The sequence below is a fragment of the Gallintestinimicrobium sp. genome, from assembly GCF_046968865.1.
GTDB classification, from domain to species: Bacteria; Bacillota; Clostridia; order Lachnospirales; family Lachnospiraceae; genus Gallintestinimicrobium; species Gallintestinimicrobium propionicum.
On the sequence record NZ_JBKVPW010000008.1, the window covers coordinates 113,070 to 133,000 of the forward strand.

Annotated in this window: 18 protein-coding genes; all 18 read right to left on the minus strand. The window is 50.8% G+C overall.

Annotated features, from left to right (window positions below):
* Position 1 precedes the first annotated feature (1 nt).
* Positions 2-1,243, minus strand: coding sequence for a sporulation protein YqfD (locus ACLTOQ_RS08860; RefSeq protein ID WP_262584749.1), 1,242 nt, complete (start codon positions 1,241-1,243; stop codon positions 2-4).
* Between the two features lie 14 nt (positions 1,244-1,257).
* Complete coding sequence (locus tag ACLTOQ_RS08865) at positions 1,258-1,557, minus strand: YabP/YqfC family sporulation protein (protein ID WP_021916427.1); 300 nt, start codon at positions 1,555-1,557, stop codon at positions 1,258-1,260.
* Positions 1,558-1,622: 65 nt separating this feature from the next.
* Positions 1,623-2,102, minus strand: coding sequence for a 23S rRNA (pseudouridine(1915)-N(3))-methyltransferase RlmH (gene rlmH / locus ACLTOQ_RS08870; protein ID WP_117959722.1), 480 nt, complete (start codon positions 2,100-2,102; stop codon positions 1,623-1,625).
* Positions 2,099-2,812 carry a hypothetical protein gene (locus ACLTOQ_RS08875; protein WP_412319280.1) on the minus strand — a complete coding sequence of 238 codons (714 nt, stop codon included), beginning with the start codon at positions 2,810-2,812 and terminating at the stop codon, positions 2,099-2,101. Before ACLTOQ_RS08875 ends, rlmH begins: the two co-directional genes overlap by 4 nt.
* Positions 2,813-2,826: 14 nt before the next feature.
* On the minus strand, positions 2,827-4,215 hold the full coding sequence (gene gltA / locus ACLTOQ_RS08880; protein WP_412319281.1) for an NADPH-dependent glutamate synthase: 1,389 nt from the start codon (positions 4,213-4,215) through the stop codon (positions 2,827-2,829).
* Complete coding sequence (locus ACLTOQ_RS08885) at positions 4,215-5,105, minus strand: sulfide/dihydroorotate dehydrogenase-like FAD/NAD-binding protein (RefSeq protein ID WP_412319282.1); 891 nt, start codon at positions 5,103-5,105, stop codon at positions 4,215-4,217. The genes gltA and ACLTOQ_RS08885 overlap by 1 nt, the downstream gene beginning before the upstream one ends.
* Before the next feature lie 59 nt (positions 5,106-5,164).
* Entirely contained in the window at positions 5,165-6,619 is a 1,455-nt protein-coding gene (locus ACLTOQ_RS08890; protein ID WP_412319283.1) for a chitobiase/beta-hexosaminidase C-terminal domain-containing protein, read from the minus strand.
* The gene (folD, locus tag ACLTOQ_RS08895; protein WP_412319284.1) at positions 6,616-7,461 is read right to left on the minus strand and encodes a bifunctional methylenetetrahydrofolate dehydrogenase/methenyltetrahydrofolate cyclohydrolase FolD; all 846 of its coding nucleotides are present in this window, start codon (positions 7,459-7,461) and stop codon (positions 6,616-6,618) included. Before folD ends, ACLTOQ_RS08890 begins: the two co-directional genes overlap by 4 nt.
* 39 nt (positions 7,462-7,500) lie before the next feature.
* Positions 7,501-9,171: a formate--tetrahydrofolate ligase gene (locus ACLTOQ_RS08900; RefSeq protein ID WP_117959717.1), complete on the minus strand. Its 1,671-nt coding sequence runs from the start codon at positions 9,169-9,171 to the stop codon at positions 7,501-7,503.
* A 55-nt stretch (positions 9,172-9,226) separates the two neighbouring features.
* Positions 9,227-12,481 (minus strand): DNA translocase FtsK 4TM domain-containing protein, encoded by a 3,255-nt coding sequence (locus ACLTOQ_RS08905; protein ID WP_412319285.1) that lies wholly within the window; start codon positions 12,479-12,481, stop codon positions 9,227-9,229.
* A 94-nt stretch (positions 12,482-12,575) separates the two neighbouring features.
* Positions 12,576-13,307, minus strand: a complete 732-nt coding sequence (locus tag ACLTOQ_RS08910) for a ClpP family protease (protein ID WP_021916418.1) — start codon at positions 13,305-13,307, stop codon at positions 12,576-12,578.
* A gap of 54 nt (positions 13,308-13,361) precedes the next feature.
* Positions 13,362-13,619, minus strand: coding sequence for a hypothetical protein (locus ACLTOQ_RS08915; protein WP_021916417.1), 258 nt, complete (start codon positions 13,617-13,619; stop codon positions 13,362-13,364).
* A 62-nt stretch (positions 13,620-13,681) separates the two neighbouring features.
* On the minus strand, positions 13,682-14,950 hold the full coding sequence (locus tag ACLTOQ_RS08920) for an O-acetylhomoserine aminocarboxypropyltransferase/cysteine synthase family protein (protein WP_262584756.1): 1,269 nt from the start codon (positions 14,948-14,950) through the stop codon (positions 13,682-13,684).
* Positions 14,951-15,003: 53 nt separating this feature from the next.
* Positions 15,004-15,735, minus strand: coding sequence for a YebC/PmpR family DNA-binding transcriptional regulator (locus ACLTOQ_RS08925; protein WP_021916415.1), 732 nt, complete (start codon positions 15,733-15,735; stop codon positions 15,004-15,006).
* A 92-nt stretch (positions 15,736-15,827) separates the two neighbouring features.
* Positions 15,828-16,169: a type II toxin-antitoxin system PemK/MazF family toxin gene (locus tag ACLTOQ_RS08930; RefSeq protein ID WP_021916414.1), complete on the minus strand. Its 342-nt coding sequence runs from the start codon at positions 16,167-16,169 to the stop codon at positions 15,828-15,830.
* Between the two features lie 73 nt (positions 16,170-16,242).
* A complete protein-coding gene (gene alr, locus ACLTOQ_RS08935) occupies positions 16,243-17,448 on the minus strand; it encodes an alanine racemase (protein ID WP_412319286.1) in 1,206 nt (401 codons plus the stop codon).
* Positions 17,441-19,027 (minus strand): NAD(P)H-hydrate dehydratase, encoded by a 1,587-nt coding sequence (locus ACLTOQ_RS08940; protein WP_412319287.1) that lies wholly within the window; start codon positions 19,025-19,027, stop codon positions 17,441-17,443. Before ACLTOQ_RS08940 ends, alr begins: the two co-directional genes overlap by 8 nt.
* The gene (locus tag ACLTOQ_RS08945) at positions 19,020-19,673 is read right to left on the minus strand and encodes a redox-sensing transcriptional repressor Rex (RefSeq protein ID WP_262584759.1); all 654 of its coding nucleotides are present in this window, start codon (positions 19,671-19,673) and stop codon (positions 19,020-19,022) included. The genes ACLTOQ_RS08940 and ACLTOQ_RS08945 overlap by 8 nt, the downstream gene beginning before the upstream one ends.
* Between the last annotated feature and the right edge of the window lie 258 nt (positions 19,674-19,931).

Sequence of the window (19,931 nt, forward strand, 5' to 3'; positions counted from 1 at the left end):
GTTAATTCTGTGCAGTCTCCTGTTCTTTTGCCGTGTCCGAAATCGAAAGCGCCTGCCAGACGCCGCCCTGCAGCTGTATCTTCAGGCTTCCCTCCAAGGTGAGGATATCGGCTTTTTCTACTATTCTAACATCTTTTTGTATAATTTGAACCCCTTTTTCCTCCAAAGCGGCAATTATTTTTTGAAATTTATCCAAAAGAATCTTTTTTGCGCTGTCCGTGTCGTAGCGCGCATCGACCGGAAGATACTCGCGCAGCGTCTGACTGCCCGCAAAAATAGGGAGATCGAGCTGTCCGAACAGGCATAGACGATTTTGCTGCGTTACGATATCCTGACGCGCAAAGTTCTTCCGGATAGGAGGAAAAAGAACCCGCAGGCTGCCGATTGCGAGGAATTTCCGGCTCTTTTCCCTTCCGGTATAATTTTTATACTGGTAAGCATAAGGACAGGATAAATGCACCCGATAGTCGGTTTCTAAAATCACGTCCCCGTCCGCGACGACTGACAGGTATTCCCGAACAGTTTCGTCATCGTTTTTAACCGGAATTCGTCCGCTGATCAGCAGATCGCCGCGGGAAACGCTGTCTCCCGGCCGCACCGTCGGGATGCCGCTTCTGGTCAGGATTGAAACGACTGTGCCGGAGCAGGACGCAACAAGATCCGCTCCATTTTCAAATTTGGACAGCTCCTGCTTCTGAGCAGTGTCCGGCAGAATGTCTTCCTGAATTTTTACAACAAGCTTCGTCCCCTGGAGGCTGACAGACGCCCAGGTGATTTCTTCAAAGGCTTCCCGAAGTCCTTTTTCGAGAGTTTCCGCAGAAAAAAAGTGCCGCGGCGTGCCGTAACGGATTCCTTCATCCTCGAGATATCGCTTCAGCTCCTCCTCCGTGATCATCCGGTTGCCGTCAAATTCCATCGCCCAGATGAACTGCGACATCAGAATTAAAAATGCACTGCATAAAAAAACCCCGAGCAAGAACATTTTTCTGTGCCGGACATCCTGTAGAAAAAAGGGCAGCCCTCTTTTTTCCAGAACGGCTACCCTTGTTTTGGTTTTGTGGACAATATCCCGAATTTTGAAGAAATCGGAAAGGCTGATGCACATCGTATAAAAACCGTCGTGCCCGTTAAGCTCCCAGAGCACGATAGCTCGGTTTGCGCACAGATTCATGAAGCGTTCCGGCGCATAACCCCGGACGCTGATCCTGACATATCCCCTGCAATACCGGATTAAGGCAATCATCGGCATTCCCTCCGCTACAGATACCGCACGCCGGAAATTTTTCCGGCAATTTTCATGTCTTCATTGGTATAGTAGACGATTTTTAAACAACACCCTTCAATCCGGATTCTGGTATGCTTCCCCTGCAGAAGAATACACTCCTGCGTATATTCCAGGATTCCCCGGTAATTTTCCACCAAAAGCTCGGTATCTCCGATCAGCGTCAGGATACTCGCGCCCAGCATGACGTCCCGGGGCAGACGCAGGGACTCTGTGAAAGCCTCCTTCGCCCGTATGGCTGTCTGTTTTTGCGGTGATTTTCTGATTTTGCTCATGCCCTATTGTATGAGACGCGGTAGTGAAAAATGACAGTGTGGAAACATATTTGACGGCAGATTTCTTATTTATGATACGGCTCTTTATTTGAAATCCGGAACGCGCGGTAGACCTGTTCAAGCAAAATGACGCGCATGAGCTGATGCGGGAAGGTCATATCGGAAAAGCTCAGGAGAAAATCCGCGCGGGAAAGGACGTCTTTGTACAGTCCGAGGGACCCGCCGATGACGAAATCGATGGTGCTTGTGCCGGACACCATCAGGCGGTCCATCTGCTGGGAAAACGCCACGCTATCCAGCTTTTTGCCTTCAATGGCGAGCACGATGCAGTATTCTCCGTCCCGGATATGGGAAAGAAGCCGCTGTCCCTCTTTTTCCTTTACCTGCTCCATCTGGGAAGGGCTGGCATTTTCGTCCGTCTTTTCATCCGCCACTTCCACGATTTCAAGCTTGCAGTAACGACCAAGACGCTTCTGGTATTCGGCAATCGCGTCCCGGTAAAATTTTTCCTTGATTTTGCCGACGGTCAGAATTCGTATTTTCATTCGTTCGGATAGATCTGGCCATACATTTCATCGATGAAATGATCCAGATATTCCTCGTCCAGATTCAGGAAATTTTCGGAAATCAGCTGTTTCATAGCGGCTGACCGTTTAAAATATGCCGTTTCGTCGCTCTCTGTTTCAAGAACGGAAGCAGTCTGGTCGATTAGATCACGATTCAGGCGTTCCTGACAGTATTTAACCAGCTCTTCCTTTAACTGGCTCTCTGCTACCGCCTGCGTCGCATGTTTTTTGTAGGATTTGTAGGAACTTGCTCCCATCACGATAAATGCGATGAACATCGTTCCCATCACCAGACAGGTCGCCACTTTAGAAAACAGCGTCAGGTGGACCGGAAGCAGATCGCATGCAAGTAAGCCCACGACAACAAGGCCGATAACACCTGCGGTCAGCAGCGTATAAGCGCCGGATTTAAAATTTTCCGCCTTGTCGGATGCACCCTCATAGACGCCGTGGCGGGTTTTATCGTGCAGCAGCTCCTTTCCCTCCGGCAGCGTCTCCTCCTGGGCTTCCTGTATTTCCTCTGTCTCAAATCCCGTATCATCCGGGAACGAAGCGGCAGCATCCCGGATGTATTCTGCCGCTTCCTCCGCTGCTGCCTGTTCCAGCGACTCTACAAGCGTAGAGCCGCAGTCGGAGCAGACGGTGTAGCCGTCCTGATATTCTGTTTTACAGTTTGGACACCAAGGCATAGGACACGCCCTCCTTATTTGCCGGACAGATATTCGTCAATTCCTTTTGCACCCGCTTTTCCGGCGCCCATCGCCAGAATAACGGTCGCTGCGCCGGTAACGGCATCTCCGCCTGCAAAAACAGCAGCCTTGCTGGTCTGACCGTTTTCTTCGGAAGCGACGATACATTTGCGTTTGTTGGTTTCAAGACCTTCTGTCGTAGAAGAAATCAGCGGGTTCGGAGAGGTACCCAGAGCCATGATGACCGTATCCAGTTCCAGGGTAAACTCAGAGCCGGGGATTTCTACCGGACGGCGTCTGCCGGAAGCATCGGGCTCGCCCAACTCCATGCGCACGCACTTCATGCCCTTTACCCAACCTTTTTCATCTTCCAGAATTTCGACCGGATTCGTCAGCAGATCAAAGATAATGCCTTCCTGTTTTGCATGATGTACTTCTTCCACACGGGCGGGAAGCTCCTCTTCACTTCTGCGGTATACGATATGCACTTCCGCGCCGAGACGCAGCGCCGTTCTCGCAGCATCCATTGCAACGTTACCGCCGCCGACAACTGCCACCTTTTTGCTCTCCATGATCGGAGTAGCAGAATCTGCCTGAAACGCTTTCATCAGGTTGCTTCTGGTCAGATATTCGTTTGCAGAAAATACACCGTTGGCATTCTCACCGGGGATGCCCATAAATTTAGGAAGACCTGCACCGGAGCCGATAAAGACTGCAGAATACCCCTCTTCATTGAGCAGCTCGTCAATCGTAACAGATTTGCCGACGATGACGTTTGTCTCGATCTTTACACCGAGGGACAGTACGTTTTCGATTTCTTTCTTTACAACATTCTCTTTGGGAAGACGGAATTCCGGAATACCGTATACCAGTACACCGCCTGCCTCATGCAGCGCCTCGAAAATGGTCACATCATAGCCCATCTTCGCCAGATCGCCTGCACAGGTCAGACCTGCAGGGCCGGAACCGATGACTGCTACCTTTTTTCCCTTCTTTTCAGCAGCGCCGACAGGACGGATGTTGTTTTCTCTTGCCCAGTCCGCTACGAAACGCTCCAGTTTGCCGATAGACACTGCTTCGCCCTTAATACCACGGATACATTTTCCTTCACACTGGCTTTCCTGCGGGCAGACACGACCGCAGACAGCGGGAAGTGCGCTGGATTCGCTGATAACCTGATAAGCAGCTGCAAAATCGCCCTCTTTTACCTTTTCCACGAAGCCGGGGATATTGATCGAAACCGGACATCCCTGTACGCAGTGTGCATTTTTACAGTTTAAGCAACGCTGTGCTTCTGCTACTGCTTCATCGGCATTATAGCCAAGACATACTTCTTCGAAATTACATGCGCGTTCTTTTGCATCCTGCTCTCTGACCGGGATTTTTTTCATCATATCAGCCATTACTCTTCACCTCCGCACTGACCGCATCCGCCGTGATGCGTGTCTTTTTCCTTTGCAGCAAGATAAGCTCTGCCTTCCTGGGTCTTGTAGATCTGCTGACGCTGCATCGCTTCGTCAAAGTTTACCAGATGTCCGTCAAATTCCGGACCGTCTACGCAGGCAAATTTCACTTCGCCGCCTACAGTAACACGGCAGGCGCCGCACATGCCGGTTCCGTCTACCATGATAAGGTTTAAGGAAACGATCGTCGGGATATTCAGCGCTTCTGTTGTCTTGCAGACAAATTTCATCATGATCATCGGACCGATTGCAACGCAGAGGTCATAGTGCTTACCTTCCTGCTCTACCAGATCCTGAATGGTCTTTGTTACCATGCCGCTTCTTCCATAAGAGCCGTCATCGGTGGTCACATATAAATTTCCTGCAACTGCTTTCATCTCTTCCTCAAGGATCAGCAGCTCTTTCGTCTTTGCGCCTACGATAACGTCTGCTGCAACACCCTGCTCATGCAGCCATTTTACCTGCGGATAAACGGGTGCTGTGCCGACGCCGCCGGCAACGAACAGAATTTTCTTTGCAGCCAGGGCTTCCTTTGTTTCTTTTGTCAGCTCGGACGGACATCCCAGAGGGCCTGCCACATCGTGGAAGGCATCCCCGGCCTTTAAGGAGGTCATCAGATGGGTGCTGGCTCCCACCGGCTGGAATACAATCGTAATCGTTCCTTTTTCTCTGTTATAGTCGCAAATGGTCAGTGGAATTCTTTCACTGTCGGCATCTGTCCGCACAATCACAAACTGGCCGGGCATACAGGATTTTGCGATCCGTTCTGCTTTAACTTCCATCCAGTAAATGTTGGCAGTGAGTTTTTTCGTTTCTAAAATAGGATACATAAATTCTCACCTTTCTGTCCGATCGGACAATATATTCTAAGAGTCTGCAGACAGTATCCTTATTCCTGTCCGTTTTCAGGCTGCTCTATTGCGTACAGCTTGAAGCTCTTATCCTCCTGTTTTTCTGCCCGGTAGCATTCCCCGGACATATAGTTTACCACATAATCGTTTCCGGTCGCGTTGCTTTCTCCATCTAACTCGTGATATTCCCGATAAAGATAATAATGATGATTGTTGATCGTGAGGGCATACTTAAAAGTATAGAGGTTACGGCCATCTCCATCCGGAACATCTCCCTGCAGGGAATTCACTACTCCGGCATTTTTTAACGTCAAAAGCAGCTGGTTGGATGCCGCCTCCATGCTCAGGAGCGGATGCAGGTCCAACGTATAATTACATTCCGTTACGCTGCCTGTCACACCGTCCGGAGCAATTGTGACAAATTTAAAGGTGGAATATCCAACCGGGAGCCAAAATGGCTCTTCGTAGCGGGTCGATGATGCGGTCGGTTCTGTTTTATCCATTGTATAGTAAACGCTGCAGCCATCCGGTACATCCACCTCAATCCGTACGGGTTTACCGTAGTTTCCGGGAAGCGGCGTCACATAGGGTGCATCCGGCCTGCTGATATCTATGTAATAGTTTGCAGAAGAGATATCGCTGGCAATTCCGTAATGATTTACAAACAAAGCCTTTATCTCATAGCCTCCGTCCTTCAATGGAATTGGTGAAGTATAGACCTGACTGTTTTCATCCGGCGCCGATCCGTCTGTTGTAAAATAAATAGTTCCTGCCGCATTGCCAATCAGCTTTAAATTTTGCGCTTCCCGGTAAGTCCCGCTTTGAAGGTCGAATTCCGGCGGATTTGCCATATAATCTAAATACCGGCTCTGGATCTGGACATCCGGGCAGCTCTGCATCAGCGCATTGATCGCTGCATAGTCGTTTTGTTTTTCATAAATAGCGACACAACGACGATAGGCGTCTTCGCAGGAAGCATCCATATTGAGGATCGTCAGGCAAAGCTCCTTTGCCTCTTCCAGTTTTCCTTCAAAATAGTAGCAGGAAGACAGCGCATTTAAGTATTCCACATTTCTGGGATCCTGTTCGATCAACAGCTCCAGAAGCTCCGCTGCAGAATCGTAGGATTTCTCCTTCATCTGCGCAGCAGCCTTTTCATACCGATATTCCGGGGTATGATGCCAAAAAATCAGGCTCATGCCCGCGCAGAGAGCTGCTGCGGCAAAAAGGCCTGCAAACACCTTCCAGCGTTCTTTTCTGCGGTTTTTCATCGAAGGCTGCTTTTCCGGCACAGCGCTTTGCCCTGCATCTGTCTCCGGTTTGCTATCCTCCGAAGCTTTCTCCGCGATCTGGGTTCCAACATCGGAAAGCGCTTTATGGAGGCTCGTTTCCAGCGCCGGATCAAACTCCGGGACGATCTGGATTTCCCTGCCGCAATGCTCACAGTACATCTGTCCTTCTTTCATGTCTGCGCCGCATCTGGGGCATTTCATAGGCGTCTTCTCCTGCTTTCAATACAATTTTTCATCAGCATGGCGATCGTCATAGGGCCAACGCCGCCAGGAACCGGCGTGATCGCAGAAGCGACCGGGAATACGCTTTCATAGTCTACGTCGCCGCAGAGATGGTTTGCTTCGTCTCTGTGAATGCCGACATCGATCACGGCTGCGCCGGGCTTGACATATTCCGCATCAATCATCTGCCGTTTGCCGATCGCAACGACAAGGATATCCGCACGCTTTGTCACCTCTTTCAAATTTACCGTACGGGAATGTGCGATTGTAACGGTTCCGTTTTCTGCAAGCAACAGCTGTGCGATCGGTTTACCGACGATATTGCTTCTGCCGATCACAACGCACTCTTTTCCGTCGATCCGGATATCAGAGCGCTTTAACAGCTCAATGATGCCCGCCGGAGTGCCGGGGACAAAGCCCTCTTCCCCGCAGCTCAATGCGCCGACATTGTAAGGATGGAAGCCGTCGACGTCCTTTGCAGGGTCGATGGCATTTAAAACATCTTTTTCATTGATATGTCCGGGCAGGGGAAGCTGCACCAAAATGCCGTCCACGTCCTCCCGGGCGTTCAATTCCTGAATCAGGGAAAGCAGTTTCTCCTCCGACGTCGTTTCTTCCAGTTCATAGGAAAGGCTGTGGATTCCAAGCTCCTCACAGGTTCGCTGTTTGTTTCTGACATAGACACACGATGCGGGGTCCTGACCGACCTGAATAACCGCCAGCGTTACGATAATGTTGTCTTTTGCAAGCTGCTGTACCTGTTCCTTTAATTCCTGCTTGATCTGTGCGGCAATCGCTTTTCCGTCAATTCTTTTTGCCATGTTGTAGGGTCCTCTCTCGGTTATTTTTCAGGCAACGGATCAGAACAGCCCTGTGATCTTTCCGTTCTCGTCCACATCGATATTGACGGCAGCCGGAACCTTCGGCAGTCCGGGCATCGTCATCACCGCGCCGGTCAATGCAACCACAAAGCCGGCGCCTGCGGATACATACACGTCGCGAACCGTAATCGTAAAGCCTTCCGGGCGTCCTAACAGCTTTGCGTTATCCGACAGGGAATACTGTGTCTTTGCCATGCAGACCGGAAGATTTCCAAAGCCCATCTCTTCGAGCTTCCTGATCTGTCTGGATGCCTCTGCGGTATAGGAAACAGAAGCCGCACCGTAAATCTTTGTCGCAATGCAGCCGATCTTTTCTTTGATCGGAAGATTTTCGTCGTACAGCGGAGCAAAATGACTTTCTTTTTCTTCCAGAGTCTTTAATACTTTCTCCGCAAGCGCAATGCCGCCCTCGCCGCCCTGTGCCCAGACGTTGGACAGTGCGAACTCACAGCCTCTTTCTTCACAGAACTGCTGTACAAAATTCGTCTCTGCCTCAGTGTCGGTCAGGAAGGAGTTTAAGGTAACAACCACCGGAACGCCAAACTGCTGCAGGTTTTCGATGTGCTTCTCCAGGTTGACAATGCCCTTTTTGAGCGCGTCCAGATTTTCTGCAGACAGGTCTTCCTTTGCAATGCCGCCGTTATACTTGAGTGCACGGATCGTTGCAACCAAAACGACTGCATCCGGCTTTAAGCCAGCCATCCGGCATTTGATATCGAAAAATTTCTCTGCGCCGAGGTCTGCACCAAAGCCGGCCTCTGTGATCGTATAATCCGCCATTTTCAGGGCTGCCTTTGTTGCACGGACAGAGTTACAGCCGTGTGCGATATTGGCAAAGGGTCCGCCGTGGACGATCGCCGGGGTATGCTCGAGCGTCTGGATCAGATTAGGCTTTAACGCGTCCTTCAGCAGGGCTGCCATTGCGCCAACCGCCTTTAAATCAGCTGCGGTCACCGGCTCTCCCTGATAGTTATAGGCAACGACGATTTTTGCCAGACGCGCCTTTAAATCATCCATGTCATCTGCCAGGCAGAGGATCGCCATAATCTCAGAAGCGACGGTGATCACGAAATGGTCTTCCCGGACAACGCCGTCCGCTTTTGCACCGAGGCCGACAACGATATTTCTCAGCACGCGGTCGTTCATATCCTCGCAGCGTTTCCATAAGATCTGTCTGGAGTCGATCCCAAGCGCATTGCCTTGCTGGATATGGTTGTCTAAAAGCGCCGCCAGAAGGTTATTTGCAGAAGTAATCGCATGAAAATCCCCGGTAAAATGCAGGTTTAAGTCTTCCATCGGAACGACCTGCGCATAACCGCCGCCGGCTGCCCCGCCCTTAATGCCAAAACAAGGGCCAAGAGAAGGCTCACGCAGCGCAATCACCGCTTTTTTGCCCATTTTTGCAAATGCCTCGCCCAGTCCGACGCTGGTCGTTGTCTTGCCCTCTCCTGCAGGGGTCGGATTGATTGCTGTCACTAAAATCAGTTTTCCGTCTTTGCGGTCTTCGATGGATTTTAAATATTCGTCGGAAAGCTTCGCTTTATATTTGCCATAAAGCTCCAGATCGTCTTCCGGAATATCCAGATGCTCGGCCACTTTCTGAATCGGCCATAAAACAGCTTCCTGTGCGATTTCGATATCTGATTTCATCTATTCATTCTCCTTTGCCTGTGTTTGACATGTTCTATGCTTTTGTATGCCGGTATCAGAGGATTTCCTCTACCAGCTGTTCAAACTCTGTTTCGGTCATCAGTACCTTACGGGGCTTGGTACCCTCTTCTTCACCGACGACACCGACCTCCGCCAGCTGATCCATAAGCCGGGCGGCGCGGTTAAAGCCGATCTTAAAGACTCTCTGCAGCATACCGATCGATGCTTTGTCCTTTTCGATAATAAAGCGTCCCGCATCTGCAAAGTAGGCATCATATTCCGGTCCGGATGAGCCGGATGTAGCACTGCCCGAAGAGGTTCCGATGGATTTCATCTTTTCCTCGATTTCATTGCTGGCATCGTAAACATTACCGATGTTCTGATTTTTTAAGAAATCCACGACATCAGACACTTCATTATCCGAAACGAATGCACCCTGCACCCGGACAGGCTTGGAATAGCCCTGTGGGTAAAAGAGCATATCGCCCTTTCCGAGCAGCTTCTCTGCTCCGTTCATATCCAGAATGGTACGGGAATCGACGCCGCTGGAGACCGCGAATGCGACACGGCTCGGCATGTTCGCCTTAATCAGTCCCGTGATGACATCGACGGAGGGGCGCTGAGTCGCAATGATCAGATGGATGCCTGCCGCTCTTGCAAGCTGTGCCAGCCGGCAGATCGCTTCTTCCACCTCTCCCGGCGCAACCATCATCAGGTCGGCAAGCTCATCCACGATAATGACGATCTGCGGAAGGTCGTTGGGTATGCCCTCTTCTCCCTTTTGTCTTCGTTCTTCGAGCTTCTTATTATATCCTTTTAAGTCGCGGACATTGCTGTCTGCAAATTTCTGATATCGGTCGGTCATTTCCGCAACGCCCCACTGCAGCGCAGCCGACGCTTTTTTCGGATCGGTTACAACAGGAATTAACAGGTGCGGAATGCCATTGTATACACTCAGCTCTACGACCTTGGGGTCGACGAGGATCAGTTTGACTTCCGAAGGCTTCGCCTTATATAAAATGCTCATAATCAGCGTATTGATGCAGACGGATTTCCCGGAACCGGTGGATCCTGCGATCAGCATATGCGGCATCTTTGCAATGTCGGATACGACCACCTTGCCGGCGATGTCCTTGCCGACTGCAAAAGCAATTTTGGACGGGAAGTTCGAAAACGCATCCGTTTCCAAAAGCTCCCGCAGTCCGACTGCCATCGTCTCTTTGTTCGGAACCTCGATACCGATTGCGGCCTTGCCGGGAATCGGTGCTTCAATTCGGATATCTGTCGCAGCGAGGTTTAGCTTGATATCGTCCGCCAGACCCAGAATCTTGCTGACTTTTACGCCATGATCGGGCTGCAGCTCATACCGGGTTACGGTAGGTCCCTGGCTGATATCTGTAACAGTGACCTTTACGCCGAAGGTCTGCAGCGTATCCTCGAGGTGCTTCGCCGTTTCTCTCAGCTCGCACTCGCTGTCCATATTATTGGCGTTGTTGCTTTTATGTAGCAGAGACAGCGGCGGATAATGGTATACGACAGGTTTGGGTGGCTGTTGCACCGCCTGCTTTTCCTGCTCTTTCTGTTTTTTAGCAAGCTCCTGACCAACGGCAGTGGCTTCTGCGGCGGTCTGGGGTGCTTTGGGAGGCACAGCTTTAGGGCGCTGCACTCCGGTACTTTGCGGGTTTTGTGCCGGAAGCACAGTCGGCTCCCCGGCAGTGTCCTTGTTGTCATCCCCTGGAAGCTCAGACGGCACAGCATCGTATATGTCCGAATCTGACTGCTCCAATTCCTGTACAGGAGCAAGCTTCTGTGATGCACAGGCAGGCTGTGTATCCATATGCAAGGTAACCTCCGGTGCAGAAGTTTCCACCACAGAAGTTTCCACCCTGGATTCCAGTGGTACAAATGCTTCTGTCTGCTGCGGCTGTTTCGGTTCCAGGTAGTGAACCTCTTTCATATCCTGATAAACATCCGCCTGCGGCTGGCTGGTCACAGGGTCCTGCATTCCCGATAAAAATGCATCCGCCGGTTCTGCGGTGTTGTCCTGGGGTACAGGGGTTGTGTCACTGTCATTGTTCAAATATGCGGAGTGAATCCGCACATGGCTCATGAAAGCTGAGCCGGACGCATCCGCTGCAGCCGCAGGAATGCTCTCTTCTGCTGTGATGATCGGTGATGTCGCTAAAACAGCTGCCCCACTCGCAACCGCTGCATCGGGAAACGTTTCATTCCTGCGGTCTGCATCGAGGTTGACACTTACCGGTCTGACGGTATACTGCTCCGTCACCTGACCGGGATTTTCTGTTATGGTGATTTCGTGCATGTCCTCGCGACGGCCGGCAGATGCCTTGCGCAGCGTCGTGTCCGCCATAATGCCCGTGCTTTTTTTCTCCATCCGGAAGATCTGATCTGCATCCTGACGTGCCTGAGCCTCTTCCTTACGGCGTTGTTTGGCTTCGCGCTGCTGCTCTGCGTTAAGCTGCTTCTGGCGGGCGAGCTGTTTTCTTTCTTTTTCGCGGGCGAGTTCTTCTTCTCTGCGTTTTTCGGAACGTTCTTCGTTTTCCTGGCGGAGACGTTTGCTGCGCTCTTCGTTTGCCTGTCGGCGCTGTTCATAGCGCTCTTCGCTCTCTTTCCGGCGTCTTTCGCTGCGCTCGCGGTACCTCTGCGCATCGGAACGTGCCGTCTCATAGACATATCTGCCAGAAGTCTTTACACCGTTCACAAACGAACGCTCTGTGATAATAACTGTGCAGATAATCACCAACACCAACAAAAGCAGTACTGTGCCGACCATGCCAAGAAGCCGGTGCAGCCCCCAGGCAAGGGAGCCGGATATGACACCGCCGCCCAGCCGCTTTTCAGCGCTTTCCAGATACAGCTCCCGGATCGAATAATCCATCGACAGCGTCCCCCCCTGAAACAGGAGCGAGCAGACTACACCAAGCAGGAAAAACAGAATGATTCCCGCCGTCAGCTTCATGGACGCGATCCGATTTCCCTGATTGGAAATGCCAAACGCGATTGCAATAAAGGCAAGTACCGGCAGTGCATATGCCATCGTGCCGAAAATACCGAACATTACGCGGCTGATCTGATTGCCGATGACACCGATCACGCCGAAATTGCATAAAAATAGCAATATTGTGAGTGCTAATACGCCGATCAGGATAATTTCGCTTGTAATCGCGCTTTGTGCCTGAAGTTCAGCTGCACTCGGTTTTCTGGTTGTTTTTTGTTTTCCACCCTTTGCGCCGCCTCTGCCTGTTTTCGCAGGGGTCTTTTTCCTTCCTTTCGACGCAGTTGATGCCATAATCATCCCTCCAACTGACCTGCCTTTTTTCTACATCTGCAAAATGGATTTTTAAATTAGCATAGGCAGAAAAAGACTAGATCAATTTAGTATATCACTTAATTTTCTTCTTGTCACTATTGCTGTTTTTCTTTTTCATCCGACCTGCCCGATAGCCGTCTGCCAGCTCATGAAGCTTCTGCACTGCCTCGCGAATACCGCCGACGGAAGAAATGATCCCTTCATACACCGCCTGCTCTCCGACAAGAATCGTCCCGAGGTCACGGCTCAACATCCCCTGCCTGATCATCATCTCTTCCATCCGCTGCTTGGAAACACTGCAATGGCTGCAGACAAAACCGGTGATCCGATCCTGAATCTGTCGGAAATAATCATAGGTCTGCTGTGCGCCGATCACCGTCCCGTTCATGCGAACCGGATGGATTACCATTGTCCCGGACGGCACAATGTAGGAATAATCCGTGCTCACCGCGATCGGGACGCCAATGGAATGACTGCCGCCCAGCACAAGGGAAACGGTCGGCTTGCTCAAAGAAGCGATCATCTCTGCAATCGCAAGCCCCGCTTCGACATCGCCGCCCATCGTATTTAGCAAAACCAGCAGACCGCTAATATTCTTACTGTCCTCTATCGCCGCCAGCTGCGGCAGAATATGTTCATATTTTGTCGTTTTGGAGCTGCTTCCGAGGTTGTCATGCCCCTCAATTTCCCCGATGATCGTCAGCAGATGGATCGAGGTTTCTTCCTTATTATCTGTAAGCGTTAACTGACCGGTCTGCTCGATTCGCTCGTCCCGGTGCATTTCCTGTTCTTCTTTTTTTCCCATAAAAAATCACTCCCGCATTTCTTTTTCAAAAAGGATGTGCAGGAGTGATTTATTTTATACATCAAAATCATCGTTATCCGCAACCGGAATTTCATAAAACATAAGATCCGGCGACGGTTCAAAAGCGTAATTCATTTCTTTGCGGACATGTCGTTTGGGAACGGGAAGCGGGTTATCCAGATATTCTCCCGGCGCAGGCTTTGGTGGTTCCTTTGGCGCTTTCTCAAAAAGCGCAGACTCCCCCTCCTGCCTGAACTCAGCTGCCGGTATGGTATTCTGTGAAGCGTGTTTCTTCTTTTTCCCCCAACTCATGCTTCGCCCTCACTGTGCAAAAAAAACTCTTTCCCATAGGATCAAAACGCAATACGAGGATTTTAGAGTGCCTGTTCCAGATCCGCGATGATATCGTTTACATTTTCAATACCGACGGAAAGACGGATCAGATCGGGCGCTACGCCGGCCTCTTTTAACTGCTCATCGTTCATCTGACGGTGCGTATGGCTGGCAGGATGCAGAATGCTGGTGCGGGAATCTGCCACATGGGTAACAATAGCTGCAAGCTTTAACTTATCCATCATTTCTTCCGCCGCCTTGCGTCCGCCTTTTAAGCCAAAGGAAATGACGCCGCAGGTGCCGTTCGGCATGTATTTCTGTGCCAGCTCATAATATTTGCTGCTCTTTAAGCCGGGGTAGTTGACCCATGCAACCTTCTCGTTCGCTTCCAGAAATTCCGCAACCTTCTGCGCATTGTAGCAGTGGCGTTCCATCCGAAGCGGCAGCGTCTCCAGACCGACATTCAGCAGAAACGCGTTCTGAGGAGACTGTACCGCGCCGAGATCGCGCATCAGCTGGGAGGTTGCCTTGGTTATGTATGCTGCCTTGCCGAATTTTTCGGTATAAACTACACCGTGATAGGATTCATCCGGTGCGCAGAGTCCCGGAAACTTATCCGGGTATGCAGACCAGTCGAAATTGCCGGAATCCACGATCGCACCGCCCAGTGCCATCGCATGACCGTCCATATATTTGGTGGTGGAATGTGTTACGATATCGACACCCCATTTGAACGGATTGCAGTTGATCGGGGTAGGGAACGTGTTGTCAACGATTAACGGCACATGATGCGCATGTGCTGCACGGGCGAATTTTTCAAAATCCAGCACAACCAGCGCAGGATTTGCCAGAGATTCCGCCATGACGCATTTGGTATTGGGCTGGAACGCCTTGCAGATCGTCTCGTAATCCGCATCCGGGTCTACGACAGTACAGGATACGCCCATTTTTTTCATGGTAACCGCCAGCAGATTGAAAGTTCCGCCGTATACGGTGGACGATAATACGACATGGTCGCCCGCCTCGCAGATATTGAAAACGGCATAGTAGTTTGCCGCCTGTCCGGAACCGGTCAGCATCGCTGCTGCGCCGCCCTCCAGTTCACAGATTTTCTGTGCGACGCAGTCGTTGGTCGGATTTGCCAGACGGCTGTAAAAATATCCGGATTCCTCCAGATCAAAAAGTCTGCCCATCTGCTCAGAGGATTCATATTTAAACGTCGTACTCTGATAAATCGGGAGCACTCTCGGCTCTCCGTTCTTCGGCTTCCAGCCAGACTGTATGCAGATCGTTTCCTTTGCGTATGCCATAGTATCCTCTTACCTCTTTGTCTTTCCGACAAAAATCCGGTCTTTTGTCCGTTTTATTCTTCGTCCCAGTTGTGATATACTGCCTGAACGTCGTCATCCTCGTCCAGCAGATCCAAGGTACGCTGCAGTCCCTTTAATGCAGTCTCGTCTGTTACCTTGACATAGTTCTGAGGAATCATGGTAACATCTGCGGATGCCATCGGAATGCCTGCCTTCTCCAGCGCTTCGCGCACTTCTTCAAAAGTATCGGGATCGGTCAGAATTTCGAAGCTGTCCTCTTCCTCGCTGAAATCCTCTGCGCCTGCATCCAGAGCGGTCATCATCAGATCGTCCGCTTCCATATCGCATTCTTCTTTATCGATGATGATCTGGCCCTTCTTATCGAACATAAAGGATACACAGCCAGGTGTGCCAATGTTGCCGTTGCCCTTTGTGAACGCGCTTCTGACGTTGGCAGCGGTACGGTTCTTGTTATCGGTCAGGGCATCGACAATGATTGCGATTCCGCCGGGGCCATAGCCTTCGTAGGTGATATATTCGTAATTAACGTTGCCGACATCGCCGGCAGCCTTCTTAATTCCTCGTTCAATGGTGTCGTTAGGCATGTTGTTGGATTTTGCCTTTGCAACGACCTGTGCCAGCTTGAAGTTGTTCGCAGGGTCAGGACCACCCTCTTTTACGGCAACTGCAATTTCTCTTCCGAGAATGGTGAAAATTTTTCCCTTTGCAGCGTCATTTTTTTCTTTTTTATGCTTGATGTTTGCAAATTTTGAATGTCCGGACATTTCTTTTCTCCTTTATCTAACGTATTTCTAGTTCTTTATCATAGCATTTTGGCTGGAAAACGTCAAGAAAACATCTGCTTTGTACGGTTTCTTTATGTATCCAGCGAAAGGCTGACCTTCAAGGCAGAGTTTACGCGGTTCATCACCCGCGCATCCAGATGGCATACTTTGTCTTTCAGCCTCTTTTTATCTATTGTGCGGAGCTGTTCCAGTAAAATTACGGAATCCTTTTCGATTTCATATTCCCCGGAAAAAATTTCGATATGGGTCGGAAGCTTTGTTTTATTCATCCTGGAAGTAATCGCCGCACAGATCACAGTCGGGCTGTAACGGTTGCCAATATCGTTCTGGATAATCAGCACCGGGCGGACACCTCCCTGTTCCGATCCGACCACGGGTCTTAAATCTGCATAATAAATATCTCCGCGCTTCACTCTTTTTTCTTCCTTTCCTGTTTTTTTACCTCAGGACAAGTATTGGCTGCTTTCTCAGCGCGTATACCATTCTTTAAAAAAAGAGTTTCTCTTCGTGAAAATAATCCCGCGTACAGACGATTTTTCCGCCTTTTTCATAGACGCGTGGAATCCGCTTTCCGAGGCAGCACGCGGTTTCGTAGTTAAATCTGCCGGAGCGATCGCCGATTTCTTCCATTGTAATCGTTTCGATGCCGTCTGTGCCGATGAGCGTTGCGATATCCCCTACCTTTGCCTCAGGAATCTTTGTCACGTCGACCATGAACTGATCCATGCAGACGCGTCCCAGGATCCTTGCGCGCTTTCCGGCAATCAGAACATCGCCCTTGTTGGAAAGTCCGCGCGGATAGCCGTCCGCATAACCCACCGGAATCGTCGCCACACGCATAGGATTCGCTGTACAGAACGTCCCGCCGTAGCTGATTTCCTGCCCTGCATCCAGCTCTTTGATATAAGCGATACGGCTCTTTAAAGACAGGAGCGGTTCTAACACGATGCCGTCGCGTTTGACTTCATCTGACGGCCACATGCCATAGAGAATGATTCCGGCGCGCACCGCATCCATGTGCATATCGGGCAGCTCCAGGATGGACGCACTGTTGGAGCAGTGCCGCAGCGGGATTTTCAGGGAAAGCTCCTTTTCCACACGGTCGGTAAAGTTCGAAAATTTTTCATACTGCACATTCGTTCTGGATTTATCTGCTTCATCCGCTGTCGCAAAATGGGTAAAAATCCCCTCAATGGAAAGATTCGGACACTGCATCGCGCGTGCGACAAAGGAAAGCCCTTCATCGTCCGGGCGGATGCCGATTCTCGACATACCGGTGTCTACCGCGATGTGAACATGCATTTTTTTGCCGGCTTTTTGGGCAGCACGGTTCATATCCTCCAGCATCTGATCGGTGAAAACCGTCGCATGGACACCCCGAAGTGCCATTTCCTCATAAGCCTCTGAAAAGGTATAGCCGAGCACCATCGCGGGCTTTTTGATTCCGGCATCTGCCAGCAATACTGCCTCTTCCTCCGTTGCCACCGCATAGCCGATGACTTCCGGAATTTCATCCATTTCCCGCGCCAGCATCACAGCGCCGTGTCCGTAACCGTCCGCTTTGATGACCGCGATGATTCCGGCATCATTTTTCCGACAGGCTGCAATCTGGCGCAGATTGTCGTGCAGCGCGTCCAAATTTACGCAAGCCCACACTCTTCTATATGGATTTTTGATCATTTCCTCACACATAATTTTTCTCCTGCTTCACAAGTACCGCCCATACCGCTTCCGCGATATCATTGGAGGTCATACTGTATTCGCCCTTTGTATGGGCTGCCAAGTCGCCTGCCAGACCGTGCAGATAGACGCCGATACAAAGCGCCCAGAACGGATCGTCGATCGTAGAAAGCAGTGCCGTCACAATTCCGGTCAGTACGTCCCCGCTCCCGGCCACCGCCATGCCGCTGTTGCCGCTGCGATTGATATAAATGCTGCCGTCCGGCGAAGCTGCAATGCTTCTCGCACCCTTACACAGAACAGCTGCCTGCAAACAATTCGCCCACTTTTTTGCATAGAACACAGGCTGTTTTAAAATTTCTTCAATCGCGCAGCCTTCCAGCCGGGCAAGCTCCCCGGGATGCGGCGTTAAAATCAGCTTCCGGCGCGTCGCCGGATTCTGCTGGTGTGCAATCAGCTCCTGTAAAAGTGCTTCGTCCTTTGCGATAAGATTGATTGCGTCCGCATCCAGCACAAGCGGCTGCAAGGTCTGCTGCAGCACAAACAAAAGCTCTTTCCGGGCGCGATCAGATAAGGATAGCCCGGGACCTGCGCCGATCACATCCGCCCAGCTGGCGGATGCTTCCACAGAATCTGCGGTCATTGCCTCCGGAAGCGCCGTCTGAATCACCGGATGTATCAATGTCGGGCAGGAAAGCTTTACCATGCCGCTTCCTGCATAAAACGCACTCCGACCGCACAGAATCGCCGCTCCCGCCATAGCTTCACTGCCTGCAAGCAGCAGCACTTTTCCAAACGTGCCCTTATTTCCATCCTCAGGGCGTGCCGCAAGCAGCTCTGCCACCGGTGCAGTAAATGTAAAGGCTTCCGGCGTCTGATCCAAAAATCCATCCTCAGTGATGCCGATCTGTGTGCAGATCACTTTTCCGGTATATTTGCAGCCCGGATAGAACAAGAGCCCGCGCTTCCAGAAGCCGAACGTGACTGTCACGTCTGCCCGGACAGCGCAGCCAAGCACCGCCCCGGTATCCGTTTCGATTCCGGAGGGAAGATCCACCGCAAGCACAAAGGCATCCTGCGCGTTGATCCATTCGATTGCTTCCCGATAAATTCCTTCTGCCGGACGGCACAGACCGATTCCAAACAAAGCATCTACAATAATATCATATTCTCCATCCGGGATTGTGTCACAGATAACGGCGCCGTAAGCCTTTGCCGCATGCAGCTGCAGCTTTAAAAGTTCGCCCGCTTTTTCTTCACTGGACGTCAGATAAAAGGAAACATCATATCCTTCCTGCAAAAGAAGTCTGCCAATTGCGATACCATCCGCCCCGTTATTGCCTCCGCCCGCTGCAATCAGGACGCGCCGTTTTGGATGTAAGCCAAGCTGTCCTGCCTGCTCTTCCAGCTTTTTTTGACGCGACACAATCACATCAACACAGGAAAGAGCAGCCCGTTCCATCAAAACGACGGACGGGACCCCGAAAATCTCAGAAGTATTGCTGTCGCAGCGCTTCATTTCTGCCGCAGTTAAAAGCCAACAGACAACTGGATGGCCAGAGCCCGACGCTGGCAAAACGCATTTATTCATTCGTTTTCCTGCTCTCCTTTTCGTAACGCTCAAGCATATAAGATAGCTTCATCAGGCTGTCGGACAGATGGACGTTCTCAACCTGCACTTCTTTTGGAACCTTCAAATCCACATGTGCAAAATTCCAGATCGCCTTGATCCCGACGGAAACAAGACGATCTGCGACTTCCTCCGCGCTGTTTTTGGGAATCGTCAAAACCGCGATATCTACATTGTTCTGCTCAACAAAATCCGCTACCTCTTCCATCGGACGTACCTCGATGCCTCGGATTTTACGCCCGTACAACGCCGGATTATTATCAAAGACCCCGGTGAAAATAAAGCCGCGCCGTTCAAAATTCATATAATTGGCAAGCGCCTGTCCGAGGTTGCCTGCCCCTACAATAATCAGGTGGTGGGTTTTATCCAACCCCAGAATCCTGCCGATTTCCTGATACAGATATTCGACGTTGTAGCCGTAGCCCTGCTGCCCGAATCCGCCAAAGTTGTTAAAATCCTGTCGGATCTGAGATGCCGTCACATTCATGATGCCGGACAGCTCCTGTGAGGAAATCCGTTCCACACCTTCGTCTTTTAATTCTCCCAGAAAGCGGAAATATCTGGGAAGCCTGCCGATTACAGCCTGTGAAATTTCCTTCTCTGCCACTTCGTATGCCTCCTTCGTCCGCTGTCAGATACTGTTTTCCATTCGTAACTGTTCAGTAACCTCACAGTTACGCGCAAAAATCCATTCAAAATCGGCTATGCCGATAGGATTTTTGCCTTCTAGTCTAAGGTTTCTTACGGTCAGCGCAATAAATGCGCAGACCTACTGAACATTTACTTCCATTCTATTATACCCTGCGTTAAAAAAATGTCAATGCGTACTCCGACCGTCCGATTGGACTTGACACGTTATTTGCAC

What these genes read in the sequence shown, in the direction of transcription:
- ACLTOQ_RS08885 (WP_412319282.1), bottom strand. Translation starts at nt 5,105, where the DNA reads ATGTATCCTATTTTAGAAACGAAAAAACTCACTGCCAACATTTACTGG.
- ACLTOQ_RS08890 (WP_412319283.1), bottom strand. Translation starts at nt 6,619, where the DNA reads ATGAAATGCCCCAGATGCGGCGCAGACATGAAAGAAGGACAGATGTAC.
- ACLTOQ_RS08875 (WP_412319280.1), bottom strand. Translation starts at nt 2,812, where the DNA reads ATGCCTTGGTGTCCAAACTGTAAAACAGAATATCAGGACGGCTACACC.
- ACLTOQ_RS08865 (WP_021916427.1), bottom strand. Translation starts at nt 1,557, where the DNA reads ATGAGCAAAATCAGAAAATCACCGCAAAAACAGACAGCCATACGGGCG.
- ACLTOQ_RS08940 (WP_412319287.1), bottom strand. Translation starts at nt 19,027, where the DNA reads ATGAATAAATGCGTTTTGCCAGCGTCGGGCTCTGGCCATCCAGTTGTC.
- ACLTOQ_RS08910 (WP_021916418.1), bottom strand. Translation starts at nt 13,307, where the DNA reads ATGGGAAAAAAAGAAGAACAGGAAATGCACCGGGACGAGCGAATCGAG.
- gltA (WP_412319281.1), bottom strand. Translation starts at nt 4,215, where the DNA reads ATGGCTGATATGATGAAAAAAATCCCGGTCAGAGAGCAGGATGCAAAA.
- ACLTOQ_RS08915 (WP_021916417.1), bottom strand. Translation starts at nt 13,619, where the DNA reads ATGAGTTGGGGGAAAAAGAAGAAACACGCTTCACAGAATACCATACCG.
- alr (WP_412319286.1), bottom strand. Translation starts at nt 17,448, where the DNA reads ATGTGTGAGGAAATGATCAAAAATCCATATAGAAGAGTGTGGGCTTGC.
- folD (WP_412319284.1), bottom strand. Translation starts at nt 7,461, where the DNA reads ATGGCAAAAAGAATTGACGGAAAAGCGATTGCCGCACAGATCAAGCAG.
- ACLTOQ_RS08905 (WP_412319285.1), bottom strand. Translation starts at nt 12,481, where the DNA reads ATGGCATCAACTGCGTCGAAAGGAAGGAAAAAGACCCCTGCGAAAACA.
- ACLTOQ_RS08860 (WP_262584749.1), bottom strand. Translation starts at nt 1,243, where the DNA reads ATGATTGCCTTAATCCGGTATTGCAGGGGATATGTCAGGATCAGCGTC.
- ACLTOQ_RS08925 (WP_021916415.1), bottom strand. Translation starts at nt 15,735, where the DNA reads ATGTCCGGACATTCAAAATTTGCAAACATCAAGCATAAAAAAGAAAAA.
- ACLTOQ_RS08900 (WP_117959717.1), bottom strand. Translation starts at nt 9,171, where the DNA reads ATGAAATCAGATATCGAAATCGCACAGGAAGCTGTTTTATGGCCGATT.
- ACLTOQ_RS08920 (WP_262584756.1), bottom strand. Translation starts at nt 14,950, where the DNA reads ATGGCATACGCAAAGGAAACGATCTGCATACAGTCTGGCTGGAAGCCG.
- rlmH (WP_117959722.1), bottom strand. Translation starts at nt 2,102, where the DNA reads ATGAAAATACGAATTCTGACCGTCGGCAAAATCAAGGAAAAATTTTAC.